At 57.4% G+C, this 17,187-nt stretch carries 11 protein-coding genes, 1 tRNA gene and 1 pseudogene; 8 read left to right on the top strand and 5 right to left on the bottom strand.

The annotated features are described in order from the left end of the window. Positions 1 to 814: 814 nt before the first annotated feature. The 4 genes and pseudogenes from ACSSVC_RS29375 to ACSSVC_RS29360 form a co-directional block, all read right to left on the bottom strand. Positions 815 to 5,890, bottom strand: coding sequence for a P-loop NTPase family protein (locus ACSSVC_RS29375; RefSeq protein WP_492611782.1), 5,076 nt, complete (start codon positions 5,888 to 5,890; stop codon positions 815 to 817). A 270-nt stretch (positions 5,891 to 6,160) separates the two neighbouring features. Beyond that, complete coding sequence (locus ACSSVC_RS29370) at positions 6,161 to 7,018, bottom strand: hypothetical protein (protein WP_492611781.1); 858 nt, start codon at positions 7,016 to 7,018, stop codon at positions 6,161 to 6,163. Positions 7,019 to 7,106: 88 nt separating this feature from the next. Beyond that, positions 7,107 to 7,871, bottom strand: a pseudogene (locus tag ACSSVC_RS29365) (DUF927 domain-containing protein); the annotation flags it as partial. Positions 7,872 to 8,043: 172 nt separating this feature from the next. Then, positions 8,044 to 8,128: transfer RNA gene (locus tag ACSSVC_RS29360), tRNA-Leu, on the bottom strand. A gap of 108 nt (positions 8,129 to 8,236) precedes the next feature. Between ACSSVC_RS29360 and queA the strand changes: the two genes are divergently transcribed. The 6 genes from queA to ACSSVC_RS29330 all read left to right on the top strand — a co-directional run bounded on the left by queA (position 8,237) and on the right by ACSSVC_RS29330 (position 14,349). Beyond that, complete coding sequence (gene queA, locus ACSSVC_RS29355) at positions 8,237 to 9,301, top strand: tRNA preQ1(34) S-adenosylmethionine ribosyltransferase-isomerase QueA (RefSeq protein WP_102860388.1); 1,065 nt, start codon at positions 8,237 to 8,239, stop codon at positions 9,299 to 9,301. A 14-nt stretch (positions 9,302 to 9,315) separates the two neighbouring features. Then, positions 9,316 to 10,431: a tRNA guanosine(34) transglycosylase Tgt gene (gene tgt, locus ACSSVC_RS29350; protein WP_161799191.1), complete on the top strand. Its 1,116-nt coding sequence runs from the start codon at positions 9,316 to 9,318 to the stop codon at positions 10,429 to 10,431. A gap of 47 nt (positions 10,432 to 10,478) precedes the next feature. After that, positions 10,479 to 10,817 carry a preprotein translocase subunit YajC gene (gene yajC / locus ACSSVC_RS29345; RefSeq protein WP_015636884.1) on the top strand — a complete coding sequence of 113 codons (339 nt, stop codon included), beginning with the start codon at positions 10,479 to 10,481 and terminating at the stop codon, positions 10,815 to 10,817. 62 nt (positions 10,818 to 10,879) lie between these two features. After that, the gene (secD, locus tag ACSSVC_RS29340) at positions 10,880 to 12,748 is read left to right on the top strand and encodes a protein translocase subunit SecD (RefSeq protein ID WP_346633953.1); all 1,869 of its coding nucleotides are present in this window, start codon (positions 10,880 to 10,882) and stop codon (positions 12,746 to 12,748) included. Between the two features lie 9 nt (positions 12,749 to 12,757). Continuing rightward, complete coding sequence (gene secF / locus ACSSVC_RS29335; RefSeq protein WP_011063222.1) at positions 12,758 to 13,672, top strand: protein translocase subunit SecF; 915 nt, start codon at positions 12,758 to 12,760, stop codon at positions 13,670 to 13,672. Between the two features lie 122 nt (positions 13,673 to 13,794). Then, entirely contained in the window at positions 13,795 to 14,349 is a 555-nt protein-coding gene (locus ACSSVC_RS29330) for a glycine zipper 2TM domain-containing protein (RefSeq protein ID WP_102880808.1), read from the top strand. Between the two features lie 132 nt (positions 14,350 to 14,481). On the opposite strand, the gene suhB is transcribed toward ACSSVC_RS29330, so the two are convergent. Then, the gene (suhB, locus tag ACSSVC_RS29325; protein WP_011063220.1) at positions 14,482 to 15,297 is read right to left on the bottom strand and encodes a type III secretion system regulator SuhB; all 816 of its coding nucleotides are present in this window, start codon (positions 15,295 to 15,297) and stop codon (positions 14,482 to 14,484) included. A 246-nt stretch (positions 15,298 to 15,543) separates the two neighbouring features. Between suhB and trmJ the strand changes: the two genes are divergently transcribed. Then, a complete protein-coding gene (trmJ, locus tag ACSSVC_RS29320; protein ID WP_123724706.1) occupies positions 15,544 to 16,317 on the top strand; it encodes a tRNA (cytosine(32)/uridine(32)-2'-O)-methyltransferase TrmJ in 774 nt (257 codons plus the stop codon). Continuing rightward, entirely contained in the window at positions 16,317 to 17,093 is a 777-nt protein-coding gene (cysE, locus tag ACSSVC_RS29315) for a serine O-acetyltransferase (protein ID WP_404937593.1), read from the top strand. Before trmJ ends, cysE begins: the two co-directional genes overlap by 1 nt. Positions 17,094 to 17,187: the final 94 nt, after the last annotated feature.

The following is a 17,187-nucleotide window of genomic DNA, read 5'->3' as shown; positions in this document are numbered from 1 at the left end:
CCAGCTTACTGAAATTTCGACATTGAAATTGAAAGGATATTGAAGAGAAAAGGGCATCGTTACCGCAACGGTAAAGGTGGGCCATTGTGTGGTTAATAGCGAACGGTTGAGCCCGGTCAACCTTGGGGATGGTGTCAAATACGTCAACCTGTCAACCAACGTAGAAAACTCAGCCGCTAACCAGGTGCGGCGGGTTCTCTGCCCCGTGCCTTTCAGATTTGCTCAGGGTCCCCGGCAACCTCTCAGGACCTTGTGCATTTGCACTGGTGAACTGTGTATTCACCCGGTTCACCAGTTCACTAAGCTGTGCACCTTGTCGCTAACACAGTCCTGCGGGTTTCCGACCCCGTATGTTGCTTAATCTCGCAGGGTCCCCGGCGGCTTACAGACTCGGGAGGACAGGGCTTGCCTCGCCGCTGAAGGAGCGATCGAATAGGGGGCATGGGGTCGCTAGATAACTACGAGTCTAAAGCTGTGTAACGGGTGTAGCGGGTGTGACGAAATCTCACAAGATATTGATTTGTAATGATAAAAATTGAGATACGCCCTGATAGGCATGCTTGCTCCAGCAGTGTAACAACGGAAACGGTGTAACCGCGACTGTTCGCTATCGACCTAAGGCGAATGGTCGAAACAGACTGCTTTCGATCAGAAGCTACCATTGGTCAGCGATGTCTTCTACGCAACTAACACCCACTTCTTCGACTTGTGCGACCTTGCAGCGATCGTAGCCATCTGACTTCGCAGCCCTTTAACCAGATGATCATTGGCTCAGTGTGGGTGCTGTTAGTAAACCTACTGCCAGAATAAAATATTAGGGCTCAAGAACCTCACTAACCGCTGTGGGCGAAGTCGCCAAGTAGTCCCGAAGCTGGAATCCGAGAGACGACCCGGCGTCGACGAGCCGGTCGAGTATCTCGAGTGTTGCCCTGCGCAGGTTAATGTCTCGAATCAAGGACTCTCGGTGTTCATGCACTGCTATTCGGCAGATAGTCTCCGCATGCCATAAGCTGTTTCCGTCGTCGAGCAAGTCGACGGGAGCTCTACCCAAAGCGTCTCGTAGTTGGGGGAGTGCAGAGGGAATCGCGGATTTACGACCAGCACCTGCCATTAGTTGTAGCAGGTGCTCTAAGCCTTTCCGGCTATCACCCACAGCGGTTAAGCAGTTTGAGATGAAGTGTGGTCGGAACCTGAAAAGCTCTAAGTCCTGCCTAGTCTTGGACCAGGGCATTGAGCACAGCAAAAGTGTCCTTAGTACATTGTCGAATCGGCTGTAGAGCCTCCGGCTCTTGGTTCTCAGCGAAACATCACCGAAAACCCTAGCTGTCGCGCGATCCCATACACGCCATAAACTCACTGCGTTTGCGAACTCCTGCTTCACGCACTCTCTAAGTACCGACTCCAGAACCCTTTCGCTGAGCTCAGGTGCGTTCTCTAGACAGTGATCAAACATATCGAAGAGCGGTGAGTCTTCATTTGATTGTGCCATGAGCTCGACTGCGATCAGATCACCCAACTCCCACCGGGCCTCGAAATCAACATGGTCGGGGTCATGCCGCTTCGCTTTTGGCCCTTTTTCATGCTCCACCATGAGCCTGGTAAGCGTCACGAGCGTTTGTACTCGCCAAGTATCGGGCATCTCGCTACACGCAGCGTCAAGAACTATTGTCCACTCCTTTAGGGCCGCCAAACTTTTTGGTGAAGGACGGGGGCCGGGAGTCAACTTTCGCAGTGAGGTGAAAAGTGATTTGACTGTAGTTTCCCGAGCTTCCCTAAAGAAATCATGAGTCTTTCTACGCGGGTGTTGAATGATTACGTCCAGAGCCTCAGCGTACTGAGCAAGACCGTTAGTCAGTACTTCAGCCAGAACAGGTTGTTTGGGCCTCAACTCGTCTGAAATTGCCTTGGCCGCAGCCCGACGCATTTTCCACATCGGCTCAGTCACGATGTTGATTAATGCTTCAACCATCATAGGTAGAGATGGATTGACGGCAGCCAGTGAGATAACCGCTCGTGCCCGCACTTGCCCCCTCAAGTGGTCTCCGCGTAGCCACGCATCCTCATCTTTGAAAACGGTGGCGCGTTCGAGGACAAGGGTCCGGGCCCACTGTAGCGCCTGAGAGGTATCGGTGGGCCACTTGTAAATCAGGGCGCAGGCAAGCTCCTCCTCCAGGCTGGCGAGCATGCTGATTTCCTGTCCTTCAATCTCGTCACAGAGGCGAAGGAATTCTTCATATGGCTCAGACGGCGACGAAAATCGGTCTGTCGTTCCTGGCTCTGCTGTGGAATATGTTTCAGTGACTGCTGTAGCCCAATTACTCACGGTACTAATGCGGTTCACCCGCTGCATACCAGCGTGGGCTTTGTCGCTGGCTTGCTGCAATTCGGGTTCTAGGTTGGCAATCTCCAGAGAAACTCCCTTGCCATCGCTGGCAGTTTCTCCGAACTTTAGTCCACGGACATCCATACGCCTTAGAGCCATGCGCCAGCCGACTGGTACTTCCTCTGCTCCCTCCAGCGCTTCCGAGTGGCTGTCCAGAGTCCTGTGGATGGCTTCGAGAAGATCTGGATGATTGAATTGCAGTTGAAGAACGAGATCCTCCAGGTGCCGCCGCCTATGTGGCAGTCGATTGCTTGCTAAGCGCTCCTGCTGCCTGGAGTCATCAAGCCCATCGTGGCCTCCGTAGATGGCCAGCGCACCTGTCTCTTGAACCCTGCGAGCGATGTCGTCTGAGAAGAATTGCGGGCATTTGAAGATGGAAAGCATCTTCTCGGTTACGAGCTGAGGGTGGGCCATCAAGACCCCTGCAACCATTCCTGTAGTGAAACTCGACTCACCCAACTCAAGGATGATCTCGAGTACCTGCGAGATAACCTTGGGCTGCCCTTTGGCCTCTATAAGCAGGCGCTCTTCCAATGCCATCAAAGCCACATTCAGGAGGTAGCTCGTGACCGAAAGACCGCGATAGGTCGCCCACATGCGATAGTCATGGATGTGTGGGCGATCATTGGGGCTTTGTTCTGGCGGAATAGTTGAAACTTCGTTCGGATGCATTTTGGCAAATGCCTTAGCAGCGTGGTTGCATAGATCAACCACGAAGCGCACGCTCTTGGGCCAAGCGTAGAGCAGCAGCGATCGGAAGGGCCCCTGCAAGACCGACGGAGGGAAGAATTCGTGATCTGCTAGCTCACTCAGTCCCATTTCGGACTCCCATCCGCTCATGCTGAAGTTTTGTTTAACTTTCGGCTCAGACTTCGTGTAAAGAGTCCAGAAGACCTTCCACACTAAGTCTGGAGCGAAGAAGCTAGCCTCGCGGCAGTTCTTGAAGTTGACCAAGAACTGAAGACGTTCCTCCGCATAGAAGTCGCGCATATCGGCGCCAGCCAAGATGCGCTGCAAGAGCGTCTCAGTGAATATCGTGAACCGGCCAGAGTCTGCACCTACGCAGCGACATAAAAGCGCATAGAAGCGCTTGCTAATAGATTGCTCACGATACCAACTCTCTTCATCGCTCCTGCAGAAGTGTTCAGCCATATTGAACACGTCAACTACTCGCTGGGTGGGCTTGTGCCAGTTCTCGTCGTGAGACGTGGCGTCTTCTGCCAATTGGACGAGCCAGGAGTAGTTTTCCGGCTGCAGATCAGGAAATGCCTTTGCAGCCAATCTAATGACTACATCCCAAGCTTTGCCAACCGGTGCAGCCATACCGATCCGCAGCACGATCTCCCTGTTAGAAGGATCGTCCGCAAGGTTGGAGTAGTCGATAGAGGTTGGTCCTTTACATGCCACGCGTAGCAAGTGGCTTAAGCGCTGTAAGAGGTTGGCGTTGTTGAAGGAGACGCAGTTGCTCAGCTTTGCGACTAAGTCTTCTACTCGCTCGGAGCGCAGCAATCCAATGGTTACTTCGTCTCGCCAAAGCTGTGGAATGGTCGAGTCTTGCCTGAGAGCTGCTTCAAGCAGAGCATAGGCATCAGCGTCATCTTCTGCTGAGCGCTGAGCTGTCCAGGTGCGTAGTGCCCGGCGCATGCCCGCGTGTGAACCGAGCTTGCCGAAGAGCACATTCCATTCCCTCTCGGCAGCGCGTACCTCTTGGTCGACTCGGAAGAAGAGCGACCAATCTTCCAAGACATCGTGAGTAGGAGTTACGCGGTGTGCGGCATCTTGTGCTAGCACTCCGTCTTGAACAAGCAAAGCCACCGCTTCAGCGTCCGCTGGTGCCTGTACGAACTGAGCAAAGCGCTCCGTACGCTCGTAGCAGACCTGATTGAAGGCTATGCGACGGCGTTCGGCCATGCCTGCTAGCAAGCCCCTACTGGGAGCAACCATCTCTGTCCACAGCCGCAAGCGCAAGTCGTTACCAGCGGCCTGGGGAAGAATTGCTCCGGTCGCGGTGTAGTTGAAGGCAAGGCGCAGATAGTAAGGCGCTCGGAGAACTTCTCGTACTCTACCGTCCTTAGCCGTAATGTCTTCAAGAGCTGTTCCGATCACTACCGAAGAGATCTCGGCATCTGTCAGTAAAGGGACGTCAACAACCTGGTACGAAAAATCGGCGAGAAATATGGAGTAAAGAGCATTAAGAGCATAGGAGCGAGTCGTCACGCACAACCTCACTCCTTTGTGCTGGCGAACAAGCGCCAAAAGTTCTTCTAGCGCACCCGGGCTCCTGGCTTCGAGCGCTTTTTCTAGCGAGTCGATGACGATAGTTGGTGTGCCGCAGCGCAAGAGGCTCGTCATGCTGAGCACAGCATCCGGCATCCTGCTGAGTGACTGAACCGCAGCTAAGCATGGATGGCTGAGCTCGTCGGCTCGGAAGAAGAACAGTGGGCCAGACTCACGAAGCAGTGGTGCGAGTTCTGCGATGATCGCTGACTTACCCGCACCCGGGCCGCCTGTGATGATGACGAGCTGCCGCTCATCGAGGCCCGCCAGCACCTGGGCTACGCATTGGCCCCGAGGAATGTGCGATCCGTTGGGAAGCTTGGTTGAGATGAGCGAGAGCTGATGCTTGGCGCGGTCACTGAATTGCTCGGCGATGCTGCCAAGGCCACTTTGCTTTGTGAGGCGGCTGACGGCTTCTTGGATGCCGACTTGCGCGGTCGTTTTCCAAGTCTCAGGCGTGATAGTGCCGACAGTGATGCCTTGCTCTAAGACATATGAGAACAGCCCGTTCCATACCTGTTCGCCGGAATCTCCGGGCTGCCCTGAAGCCAATAGGGCCTGCACCAGACTTAGCTCTTGCGAGCCTTCGGTTCCGAGGTCATGTATGTCTACACGCAGTCGTCGCAAGAGGTCGAAGAGGAGCTCGTCGGTGTACTTGTCCGCTAGCGTGTTCCTTGAGACTTCCTTGAAGGCGTTCCACGTACGCTTATGCTGTGCGTCAAAAAGCTTTGAATCAAGTTTTTGTAGGAAGTCAGACAAGTTCAGTGATGAACGAGATAATTCACAGAGCCGTTTGGCTGCTTGGTTAGCGGGCTTCGCTGGTGCCACGGTAGCAAGGATCAGAATATCGCATGCCCGATCAAAAGGGCTGTCCTCTACTCTTAGAAAGTCTCGCCAGGCTCCCTGCAACCCATCAATGAAATCTTCGTCGCTAGCTGTAGCATTAAGGCCTAGCTTGCACTGGATAAGCTGACGTCGGGAGTGCTCCCCGTCTCTAATCTGGCAATAGATATCGTCGGTGTGAGCGCCTGTGTAGCGCGCCTCAAAGCGAAGGGTAGTTACCCGGGCACCGTGCAAGCCAAAGGCACTTGGTACGCCTGCCAGCATATTTGCCAGGTACAGTGCCCCAACCCGCGCTTGGAATACCCCGCCGCCGCCGCCAGTAGCAACGGTGCTCATGAGCTGAGTGCCCTGAAGGGGCAGGCGCTTCGATTTTTTTTCTATGCTCATCCAAAAATACCCTCGCCGCTCCTCGGCGCGTCCTATTAACAAGCATAAATGTTCTGTAAGCGTCACAGCTGAAATATATGGGTGATCTGCACCGGTGATAGCGCTAGATGTCCGTTATGAGTCGAAAAGCTTTTACTCATGAACGGTAACTGCCGACCGAATGTAGTCATCTACGATGAGTGGCACACTCGCTGTTTGACTAGATCAACACGTAGGAAAGTCGTACCCATTGCAGTAGCAAAAAGCCCGCATCTGCGGGCTGTTTCGGGGTTACTCGGCAAGTAGCTGTTCTAGGGATATGCTATGGGCCGCTGCCGCTAAATCGGTCCGATCAAGCCTCGAATAGAAAGGGCCAAAACGTGGCACTTCAAGTCCAGACAAGGCATCTCCCATTCCGCCCTTTTGATAGCTAACGGCAAGTATCTGGGCGCCTACAGCTAGCAGTTGCTCAGTCACGGTGTTCCACTTCTCGTCCAGCGCGAACCCGACTGCACTTAACGCTGTCACTTTGGCTTCATCTCCACGTTGGCGGACCTCCGAGATTTGAGTCTCGATGGTATCAAGCTCCACTTTTAGAGCGTCGAGGATAAGATCTTGCCTCCTGACTTGCTCTTCCGTTACTGCCAGCTGCTTGGCTGCCTTTTGCATTTCGCTGCTTGCAGATTTTTCCCCTTCGGTGTCACCATTTGCCAAGCTTTTGGCGTAGGACGTCGCGGCGTCACGCTCGACTTGTTGCGCTTGTTCTATCGCTTTATCCGCCTCCAACTGAATCGCTTGAAGTCGCTCAGTTAGTTGTGCTTTTTTTCGCTCCAGTACTTCGACTTCGGCAGTTGCGTCGGACATTGCCTGGATAGAGTCTGCTTTGATCTGATCAATTTCCTCCAGACGCTCTAAGTGCTTAATTTTACGATCAATTACTGCAAGTGCGCCTGGAATTGCTCGCATGCGGGATTGGGCACTCGAAAGCTTGTCTTCAGCCGCTCTGCTCTCCGCGCTTCCTATCATGTTGCCGTTAGCACTGAAATCAGTCGGTGCGTTGCGCCAGTCGGCTTCCAGTTGTGGAAGGCGTTGCTCCAAGGTTTCCATTTCTTGAATTAAGGCGGTTTTTTGTTGTTTCAGTTCGTTCATTTTGAATTCCTAAAGATAAAAGATGAATTGGATTTTTGCAGGCTGGCCAAGCCAAGGTGAGCCGGTGGTTCCTCATGGCTCAGTTGTTTTAGGTTGCGTGCGAGTCCTGTTCACCTAGTTCTGGAACTGCCCCGATCACGTAGCAACGCTGTAGACCAAGTCCTGGTAGTCGCACTGCGGTCGAAGCTTTTCCATCCTTGCCAGGGGCTAGTACTCCGCGTCTCAACAACTCCTTGTTTACTGCGTTGATGTTCATGCCCCTGAAGATCTCGGAGCGCCACGCCTCGGGCAGCACGTAATAGGTGTTGGTGGTGTGCATGGTGTCGCCCATGCCGTGCTCAAGTGTTTTGCGAAAGCCCAGGCGGTCGATGGTGCGGGGACCGTGCTCATCGACCTTTGCGGCGGCTGACTCCCAGCGGGTGAAGCGGCTTTCACCGAAGCGCTCGATCACTTGTCGCAGTCGAGCCAATATCGCGTCGCCCTCGAAGTTTCCGGCGCCGCCACGCTCGGCTAGCCATGCGTGCAAGCAGACTCGGGCTGCGGAGATAGCGGTGCCATCCGGCCAACCGGTGACACCAAAGGCTGTGGCCAACTCGCCTGCTGCTGCCGCGAGCCCGAAGCGCAGGGCTGCGCGTTGAGCCTGACCACTTGATGAGGTCGGCAAGTTTTGGGTAATGAATTGCTCCAGCGTGCGGCGAACGATCACTGACCACCTGAGCATTTCTCCTGGCGCGCACAGCGCCTCCAGAAAGGCGGTGAGGGGTGTGCCGTAGTACTTGGCTACCCTCGCTGTAAGCGCGTCGAAGAGGGCGGCTGCGTTTTCCTGGCCGTTCAGCACGTCGCACATGCCGATTTCGTCCAGGCTGCGGTGTTCCTGGTTTCAGGCTCCAGCCTTGCAAGCTGGGAAGCAGGAGTACAGAAGAGGAGGGGATAGAGAGGCGAATAGCCAGGCACAAAAAAACCGGCTCAAGTGGCCGGTTTTTTTGGGTTCAAGATGCATTGAGCGGCATCTTGAGATATGTACTTGGTGCCCCGAGGGAGACTCGAACTCCCACTTCTTGCGAAAACGGATTTTGAATCCGCCGCGTCTACCAATTCCGCCATCAGGGCTCAATGGCGGCGAAGTATAGAGAGGCGGTTACCGTTGGTCAATCGGCTTTCGTGGTCAATTTTTAGTTATTCCGCTAAACTTTCCGGCCCTGCTAGACGAACCCCATCATGCGCGTTGCTGACTTTACCTTCGAGCTTCCTGATTCGCTGATCGCCCGCCATCCTTTGGCCGAGCGTCGCGGCAGCCGTCTGTTGACCCTGGATGGGCCAACCGGCGCCTTGGCCCACCGTCAATTCACCGATCTGCTGGAGCATTTGCGTCCGGGCGATCTGATGGTGTTCAACAATACCCGGGTGATTCCGGCCCGTCTGTTTGGCCAGAAGGCCTCCGGCGGCAAGCTGGAGATCCTCATCGAGCGGGTGCTGGACAGCCATCGGGTGCTGGCCCATGTGCGCTCCAGCAAGTCGCCCAAGCCTGGGTCGAAGATCCTGATCGACGGCGGTGGCGAGGCCGAGATGCTGGCGCGCCACGACACGCTGTTCGAGCTGGGCTTCGCCGAGGAGGTGCTGCCGCTGCTGGATCGGGTCGGGCACATGCCGTTGCCTCCTTATATAGACCGCCCGGATGAAGGCGCGGACCGTGAGCGTTATCAGACCGTGTACGCCCAGCGTCTGGGGGCTGTTGCGGCGCCCACGGCGGGGCTGCATTTCGACCAGCCGCTGCTGGAGGCCATTGCTGCCAAGGGCGTGGAGACAGCGTTCGTGACCCTGCATGTCGGCGCCGGCACTTTCCAGCCGGTGCGGGTCGAGCGCATCGAAGATCACCATATGCATCACGAGTGGCTGGAAGTCGGCCAGGACGTGGTGGATGCGGTTGCCGCATGCCGTGCTCGCGGTGGTCGGGTGGTGGCGGTGGGCACCACCAGTGTGCGTTCCCTGGAAAGTGCCGCGCGCGATGGTGTGCTCAAGCCGTTCAGTGGCGACACCGATATCTTTATCTATCCGGGCCGGCCGTTCCATGTGGTCGATGCCCTGGTGACCAACTTCCATCTGCCGGAATCCACGCTGTTGATGCTGGTTTCGGCGTTCGCCGGTTATCCCGAGACCATGGCCGCCTATCGCGCCGCGGTGGAAAATGGATACCGCTTTTTCAGCTACGGTGATGCGATGTTCATCACCCGTAATCCCGCGCCAACCGCTCCCAAGGATCTGGCCCCCGAGGAAACTGTATGAGTCGCACCTGTCGTATGTCCTTCGAGCTTCTGGCCACTGATGGCAAGGCTCGTCGCGGTCGCCTGACCTTCCCCCGCGGTACGGTGGAAACCCCGGCCTTCATGCCGGTGGGCACCTACGGCACGGTCAAGGGCATGCTGCCGCGGGATATCGTCGCCACCGGCGCCGAGATCATCCTCGGCAACACGTTCCACCTGTGGCTGCGCCCGGGCACCGAGGTGATCAAGGCTCACGGTGACCTGCATGACTTCATGCAGTGGAACGGCCCGATCCTCACCGACTCCGGCGGTTTCCAGGTGTTCAGTCTGGGCGCCATGCGCAAGATCAAGGAAGAGGGCGTGACCTTCGCCTCGCCGGTGGACGGTGCCAAGGTGTTCATGGGCCCGGAAGAGTCGATGCAAGTGCAGCGCGACCTGGGTTCGGACATCGTGATGATCTTCGACGAGTGCACCCCGTATCCGGCCGATGAAGACGTGGCGCGGATTTCCATGGAGCTGTCCCTGCGCTGGGCCCAGCGTTCCAAGAACGCCCATGGCGACAACACGGCGGCGCTGTTCGGTATCGTCCAGGGCGGCATGCACCAGGACCTGCGCATGCGTTCCCTGGAAGGCCTGGACAAGATCGGCTTCGACGGCCTGGCCATCGGCGGCCTGTCGGTGGGCGAGCCCAAGCATGAAATGATCAAGGTCCTGGACTACCTGCCGGGCCAGATGCCTGCCGACAAACCTCGTTACCTTATGGGAGTTGGCAAGCCGGAAGATCTGGTTGAGGGTGTGCGCCGCGGTGTGGACATGTTCGATTGCGTGATGCCAACCCGCAATGCCCGCAATGGGCATCTGTTCATCGATACAGGCGTGCTGAAAATCCGTAACGCGTTCCATCGCCATGATGATTCGCCGCTGGACCCAACTTGTGATTGCTACACCTGTCAGAACTTCTCCCGTGCTTATCTGCATCACTTGGACAAGTGCGGGGAAATGCTCGGGAGTATGCTCAATACCATCCATAATTTGCGCCATTACCAGCGTCTTATGGCTGGTTTGCGCGAGGCTATTCAACAAGGTACATTGGCCGCCTTTGTCGATTCCTTCTATGCCAAACGCGGGTTGCCCGTGCCGCCTTTAGAATAAGTTCTAAAGACGTTAAGCCACTAATTTTGCAATTATCGGAGTGTTAAATGAGCTTTTTGATCCCTGCCGCGTATGCGGACGCCGCTGCACCTGCCGCTGCCGGTCCTGCTGGCACTGGTTTCGAGTGGATTTTCCTGATCGGTTTCCTGGCCATCTTCTATCTGATGATCTGGCGTCCACAGGCCAAGCGCGCCAAAGAGCAGAAAAACCTGCTGGGCAGCCTGCAGAAAGGCGACGAAGTTGTGACCACTGGCGGTATCGCCGGCAAGATCAACAAGGTGACCGACGACTTCGTGGTTCTGGAAGTGTCGGACTCCGTTGAACTGAAGTTCCAGAAGGGCGCGATCGCTGCCACGCTGCCAAAAGGCACGCTGAAAGCCATCTAAGTTTCATCTTTTACCAATCGACGGGGCGCGCAAGGCGCCCCGCGTCATAAACGGGCGGCGTGATGCTGAACAAATATCCTCTGTGGAAGTACCTACTGATCCTGGCGGTGCTGGCGATCGGTTTTATTTATTCCGCTCCCAATCTATACCCTGATGATCCGGCCATTCAGGTCAGCGGTGCGAGCACTGCGTTGCAGGTCACTCAGGCGGATCTGGATCGTGCGAGCAAAGCGCTCACCGACGCCGGTATCAACGTCAAGGCTTCTTCCATTGCTGCCAACGGCAAGGGCGGCCTGCTGCGCTTGATCAACAAGGAAGACCAGCTTCCGGCCAAGGATGTAGTGCGCAAGGCGCTGGGCGATGACTATGTGGTGGCGTTGAACCTGGCGCAAACCACCCCGCAATGGCTGCGCAACCTCGGTGCGCACCCGATGAAACTGGGTCTGGACTTGTCCGGTGGTGTGCACTTCCTGCTGGAAGTGGACATGGACAAAGCCCTCGACGCCCGCCTGAAAGTCTATGAAGGCGACGTCAAGAGCCTGCTGCGCAAAGAGCGTCTGCGCTATCGCAGCCTGCCGCAGCTCAACGGCGCCATCCAGCTGGGCTTCAGCGATGAAGACAGCCGTGAACAGGCTCGTTCGCTGATCCGCAAGAACTTCAACGATTTCGATATCGTACCGGCCGACCTCAATGGCCAACCGGTGCTGCGTCTGGCGATGACCCCGGCCAAGCTGGCGGAAATCCGCGAATACTCCATCAAGCAGAACTTGACCACCGTGCGTAACCGGGTCAACGAGCTGGGTGTGGCCGAGCCTCTGGTTCAGCGTCAGGGTGCCAACCGTATCGTGGTTGAGCTGCCGGGCGTGCAGGACACTGCTGAAGCCAAGCGGATCCTGGGCAAGACCGCCAACCTGGAATTCCGTCTGGCCGCCGAGCCGGGTGCTTCCAAGGCGACTTCCGAGTCTTTCGAATTCCGTGAGGGCAACCGTCCTCCCGCGCAGATCGAGCGCGGCCTGATCATCACGGGTGACCAGGTGACCGATGCCCAGGCCGGTTACGACGAACACGGCCGTCCACAGGTGAACATCAAGCTTGATGGTCACGGTGGCGAGCTGATGAACCGTTCGACCCGCACCAACGTCGGTCGCAGCATGGCGGTGATCTTCATCGAGCAGAAGCCGACCACCACCTACACCAAGCAAGTGGTGAACGGTGTTGAGAAAGACGTGCCGGTGCAGACCTTCAAGGAAGAGAAGAAGATCATCAGCCTGGCGACCATTCAGTCGCCGCTGGGCAGCCAGTTCCGCATCACTGGCCTGAACGGCCAGGGCGAATCTTCCGAGCTGGCGCTGCTGCTGCGTGCCGGTGGTCTGGCGGCTCCGATGTACTTCGCCGAAGAGCGCACAATCGGTCCAAGCCTGGGTGCTGACAACATCACCAAGGGTATCGATGCGTCGCTGTGGGGCATGCTGTTCGTGTCGCTGTTCATCATCGCCATCTACCGTTTCTTCGGTGTCATCGCCACTGTGGCACTGGCATTGAACATGGTGCTGCTGCTGGCCCTGATGTCCCTGCTGGGGGCAACGCTGACCCTGCCGGGTATCGCCGGTATCGTCTTGACCATGGGTATGGCGGTGGACGCCAACGTACTGATCTTCTCGCGGATACGTGAAGAGATCGCCGCGGGCATGACTGTGCAGCGGGCAATTAACGAAGGCTTCGGCCGGGCATTCACCGCGATCCTGGACTCCAACCTGACCACCTTGCTGGTGGGTGGCATTCTGTTCGCCATGGGTACCGGTCCGGTCAAAGGCTTTGCGGTGACCATGTCCCTCGGGATCTTTACCTCGATGTTCACGGCCATCTGGCTGACCCGTGCGATGGTCAACCTGATCTTCGGCGGTCGTGACTTCAAGAAGTTGTGGATTTAAGGGGCTGCCATGTTACGTACTATTAACTTCATGGGCGTGCGCAACGTTGCGTTCGGCGTCACCGTGCTGCTCACCATCCTGGCGTTGTTCAGCTGGTTCCACAAAGGCTTGAACTACGGTCTGGACTTCACCGGCGGTACGCTCATCGAGCTGACCTACGAGCGTCCGGCGGACGTGATGAAGGTGCGTTCGCAGCTGAACGATGCCGGTTATCACGAGGCTATCGTGCAGAGCTTCGGTGCTACCACCGACCTGCTGGTGCGGATGCCGGGTGAGGACCCGCAACTGGGTCATCAGGTGGCCGAAGCGCTGCAGAAGGTTGGCGGTGACAACCCGGCGCAGGTCAAGCGCGTCGAGTTCGTCGGCCCGCAAGTGGGTGAAGAGCTGCGGGACCAGGGCGGTCTCGGCATGCTCATGGCCCTGGGTGGCATCCTGATCTACCTGGCCTTCCGCTTTCAGTGGAAGTTCGCGGTGGGCGCCATCGTTTCGCTGATCCACGACGTGATCGTGACGGTGGGTATCCTCTCGTTCTTCCAGATCACCTTCGACCTGACGGTGCTGGCGGCAGTGCTGGCGATCATTGGTTACTCCCTCAACGACACCATCGTGGTATTCGACCGGGTGCGTGAGAACTTCCGTGTGTTGCGCAAGGCCAGTCTGATCGAGAACATCAACATCTCGACCACCCAGACCCTGCTGCGCACCATGGCCACCTCGATCTCCACCTTGCTGGCGATCGTGGCTCTGTTGTTCTTCGGCGGCGACAACCTGTGGGGCTTCTCCATCGCTCTGTTTGTCGGTGTGTTGGCGGGTACCTACTCGTCGATCTATATCGCCAACGTGGTGTTGATCTGGCTGAACCTGAACAGCGAGGATCTGATTCCTCCGGCCAATACCGAGAAGGAAGTGGACGACCGTCCGTGAGGATCTAGCCCTTTTCCGGCTGTCAGTTAAAAAGGCGCGAGTGTTGAACTCGCGCCTTTTTTATTGCTCCAACGCTGGGAGAAGCGCGGGCTAAGTCCCGTTTGTATGGTCAGGAGGTTCACGTGAACAAGTCGTTGCTGGTTGGTGCGGTATTGGGTGCTGTCGGTGTCACCGCCGGGGGTGCTGTTGCCACCTACAGCCTGGTTAAAAGCGGCCCTGAGTATGCGCAAGTGCTGGCCGTACAGCCGGTCAAACAACAGATCAAGACCCCTCGTGAAGTCTGCAAGGACGTCGCCGTGACTCGCCAGCGCCCGGTCAAGGATGAGCATCAGATCCTGGGTACCGTGGCGGGTGCGGTGGGCGGTGGTCTGCTGGGTAGCATGATTGGTGGTGGTAATGGCAAGAAGATCGCCACCGTGGCGGGTGCCGTTGGCGGTGGCTATGCCGGCAACAAGGTGCAGGAAGGCATGCAGGAGCGTGACACCTACACCACCACCCAGACTCGCTGTAACACGGTCAATGACATCAGTGAGAAGGTCGTGGGTTATGACGTGAAGTACGACCTGGGCGGCAAGCAAGGCCAGGTGCGCATGGATCGTGATCCGGGCAATCAGATTCCGGTGGATAAAGAGGGTCGCCTGATTCTGGGTCAGAACCAGAATCAACCTGGCCAATAACCCTCGCTTGTAGGGGTTGGCTTACCGGCGAATGGGCTTTGAGATCGCCTTCGCCGGCAAGCCGGCTCCTACAGGTCGGGTTTTGCGGACATAAAAAAAGCACCCCTCGGGGTGCTTTTTTGTCGCTGGCGTTTAGCGCTTCAGCGAAGCCGGCAGGTGCGGCTGGATGGCGGTCAGGACCGCTTTGAAGCATTTGGTGTTGCCAGCCACCACGTGGCCTTTTTCCAGGAAGTCGTGACCGCCGGTGAAGTCGCTCACCAGGCCGCCGGCTTCTTGGATCAGCAGGGCGCCTGCTGCCATGTCCCATTCGGACAGACCCGATTCCCAGAAGGCGTCGAAACGACCGGCAGCCACGTAGGCCAGGTCCAGGCTTGCAGCACCGGCGCGACGGATGCCGGCGGTCTGGCCTACCAGGGCGCGGAACATGCCCAGGTAGTTGTCCAGGTTGTCCATCTGGTCGTCACGGAAGGGGAAGCCGGTGCCCAGCAGGGCGCCGTCGAGGCTGGTGCGGCCGCTGACGCGCAGACGGCGACCGTTCAGCTGGGCGCCACGGCCACGGCTGGCGGTGAATTCTTCCTGACGAACCGGGTCCAGGACCACAGCGTGTTCCAGGCGACCACGGTATTTGCAGGCGATGCTCACGGCAAAGTGCGGGATGCCGCGCAGGAAGTTGGTGGTGCCGTCCAGTGGGTCGATGATCCACAGGTAGTCTTCGCCTTCGCCGCTGCCGGCGTGCAGGCCGGTTTCTTCGCCGAGGATGGCGTGGGTCGGGTAGGCCTTGCGCAGCGCGTCGATGATCTTCTGCTCGGCAGCGCGATCAACTTCGGATACGTAGTCTTTGGCGTCTTTTTCGTCGACCTTGATGGTATCCAGGCGCTCGATGGAGCGGAAAATCAATTCACTGGCGCTGCGGGCGGCGCGCAGCGCGATATTCAGCATTGGCTGCATGGATAGGTCACCTAAGGTTGTTAAAGAAAGCCGAGCATTCTAGCAGAAAACTTTTGCAGATGAAGGTCGGTGTTCGCTTTTGATTGCATTGATCCGCTGTGTGGCGTTCTCCGGTGGCGAGTGTTTGTGTCGCTTGCTGGGCGCCTTTATAGAATGTCGGAATCTTTCGGGTGGTTATTTTTGAGGCGGGAGTCTTGCCTGTTCTGTAAGATTTGCTCCCCCTTACCGTGTCCGAGAGCGCATCCCTTGCTGCAGAACATTCGTGTCGTCCTGGTCAATACCAGTCATCCGGGCAATATCGGCGGGGCTGCGCGTGCCATGAAGAACATGGGCTTGTCGCGGCTGGTGCTGGTGGAGCCTCGGGTATTTCCGTCCCACGAGGCGGATGCGCGGGCTTCCGGCGCCACCGATATCCTGGCCAATGCCCAGGTGGTCGCCACCCTTGAGGATGCATTGGCGGGTTGCACGCTGGTGTTTGGCACCAGTGCTCGCGACCGGCGCATTCCCTGGCCCTTGCTTGATCCGCGTGAGTCCGGCCTCAAGGTGGTAGAGGAAGCCGGGCAGGGTGCGCAGATCGCCCTGGTGTTTGGTCGTGAAGATTCCGGCCTGACCAATGATGAGCTGCAGCGATGTCATTTCCACGTGCATATCCCGTCGGATCCGGAGTTCAGCTCGCTGAACCTGGCTACGGCGGTGCAGGTGCTGACTTATGAAGTGCGCATGTCCTGGCTGGCGGCCCAAGGCCGGCCAACCAAGGTAGAGAAGGATGAAGTGGCTTCGCCGCGCAGTGAAGAACTGGCGACCATGGATGAGTTGGAGCGGTTCTATGAGCATCTGCAGCAGACGCTGGTGGCCATCGACTTCCTCGATCCGGAAAAGCCGCGGCACTTGATGGCGCGCCTGCGTCGGTTATACGGTCGCAGCTCGGTCAGCCGGGCGGAAATGAATATATTGCGTGGCATTCTCACGGAAACCCAGAAAGCGGCCCGTGGAGAGCTACAGAAGCGGAAGGATCAGTGATGTTCGAGCGTCTTCGTGAAGATATCCAAAGCGTATTCCATCGTGACCCGGCGGCGCGCAATGCCTTCGAGGTGTTGACCTGCTACCCGGGCATGCACGCGATCTGGATTCATCGTTTGTCCGGTGCCTTGTGGGGCATGGGCTGGAAATGGCTGGCCCGGCTGGTGTCGAACTTCGGTCGTTGGTTGACCGGGATCGAAATTCATCCGGGAGCCAAAGTCGGCCGTCGCTTCTTTATCGACCATGGCATGGGCATTGTCATTGGCGAAACCGCTGAGATCGGCGATGACGTGACCCTCTATCAGGGGGTGACCCTGGGTGGCACCAGCTGGAACAAGGGTAAGCGCCATCCGACCCTGGAAGACGGTGTGGTGGTGGGGGCGGGTGCCAAGGTGCTGGGGCCCTTCACTGTGGGAGCGGGGGCTAAGGTCGGTTCCAATGCGGTGGTGACCAAGGCGGTGCCGGCCGGAGCGACGGTGGTGGGCATTCCTGGGCGGATCATCATGAAGTCCAGCGACGAACAGGCAGCCAAGCGCAAGGCCATGGCGGAAAAGCTCGGTTTCGATGCCTACGGAGTCGGCGAGGACATGCCGGATCCGGTGGCTCGGGCGATTGGGCAGTTGCTGGATCACTTACAGGCGGTTGATGGTCGCCTGGAGGATATGTGCGGCGCGCTGAAGGATCTGGGCAGTGACTACTGCGCCAAGGATCTGCCCCAATTGCGTGAAGAGGACTTCGCTGAAGTCAAGGGCAAGGACGGCAGCCAGGTCGGCTGAAGTCCTGCAAGCCGGCTCCTTGCAGGGGCTGGCTCGCTGGCGAAATGGTCGCGATAGCCGGTAAACGCCCCGTGGGTCAGTTACTGCCATCCTG

Source organism: Pseudomonas sp. E1BtOHC1 (assembly GCF_058744285.1).
Note: the sequence above shows the minus strand (reverse complement) of the source record. Positions and strands in the feature narration are given on the sequence as shown.

Coding starts and splice junctions, on each gene's coding strand:
- ACSSVC_RS29375 (WP_492611782.1), bottom strand. CDS start 5,890: ATGAGCATAGAAAAAAAATCGAAGCGCCTGCCCCTTCAGGGCACTCAG.
- ACSSVC_RS29370 (WP_492611781.1), bottom strand. CDS start 7,018: ATGAACGAACTGAAACAACAAAAAACCGCCTTAATTCAAGAAATGGAA.
- queA (WP_102860388.1), top strand. CDS start 8,237: ATGCGCGTTGCTGACTTTACCTTCGAGCTTCCTGATTCGCTGATCGCC.
- tgt (WP_161799191.1), top strand. CDS start 9,316: ATGTCCTTCGAGCTTCTGGCCACTGATGGCAAGGCTCGTCGCGGTCGC.
- yajC (WP_015636884.1), top strand. CDS start 10,479: ATGAGCTTTTTGATCCCTGCCGCGTATGCGGACGCCGCTGCACCTGCC.
- secD (WP_346633953.1), top strand. CDS start 10,880: ATGCTGAACAAATATCCTCTGTGGAAGTACCTACTGATCCTGGCGGTG.
- secF (WP_011063222.1), top strand. CDS start 12,758: ATGTTACGTACTATTAACTTCATGGGCGTGCGCAACGTTGCGTTCGGC.
- suhB (WP_011063220.1), bottom strand. CDS start 15,297: ATGCAGCCAATGCTGAATATCGCGCTGCGCGCCGCCCGCAGCGCCAGT.
- cysE (WP_404937593.1), top strand. CDS start 16,317: ATGTTCGAGCGTCTTCGTGAAGATATCCAAAGCGTATTCCATCGTGAC.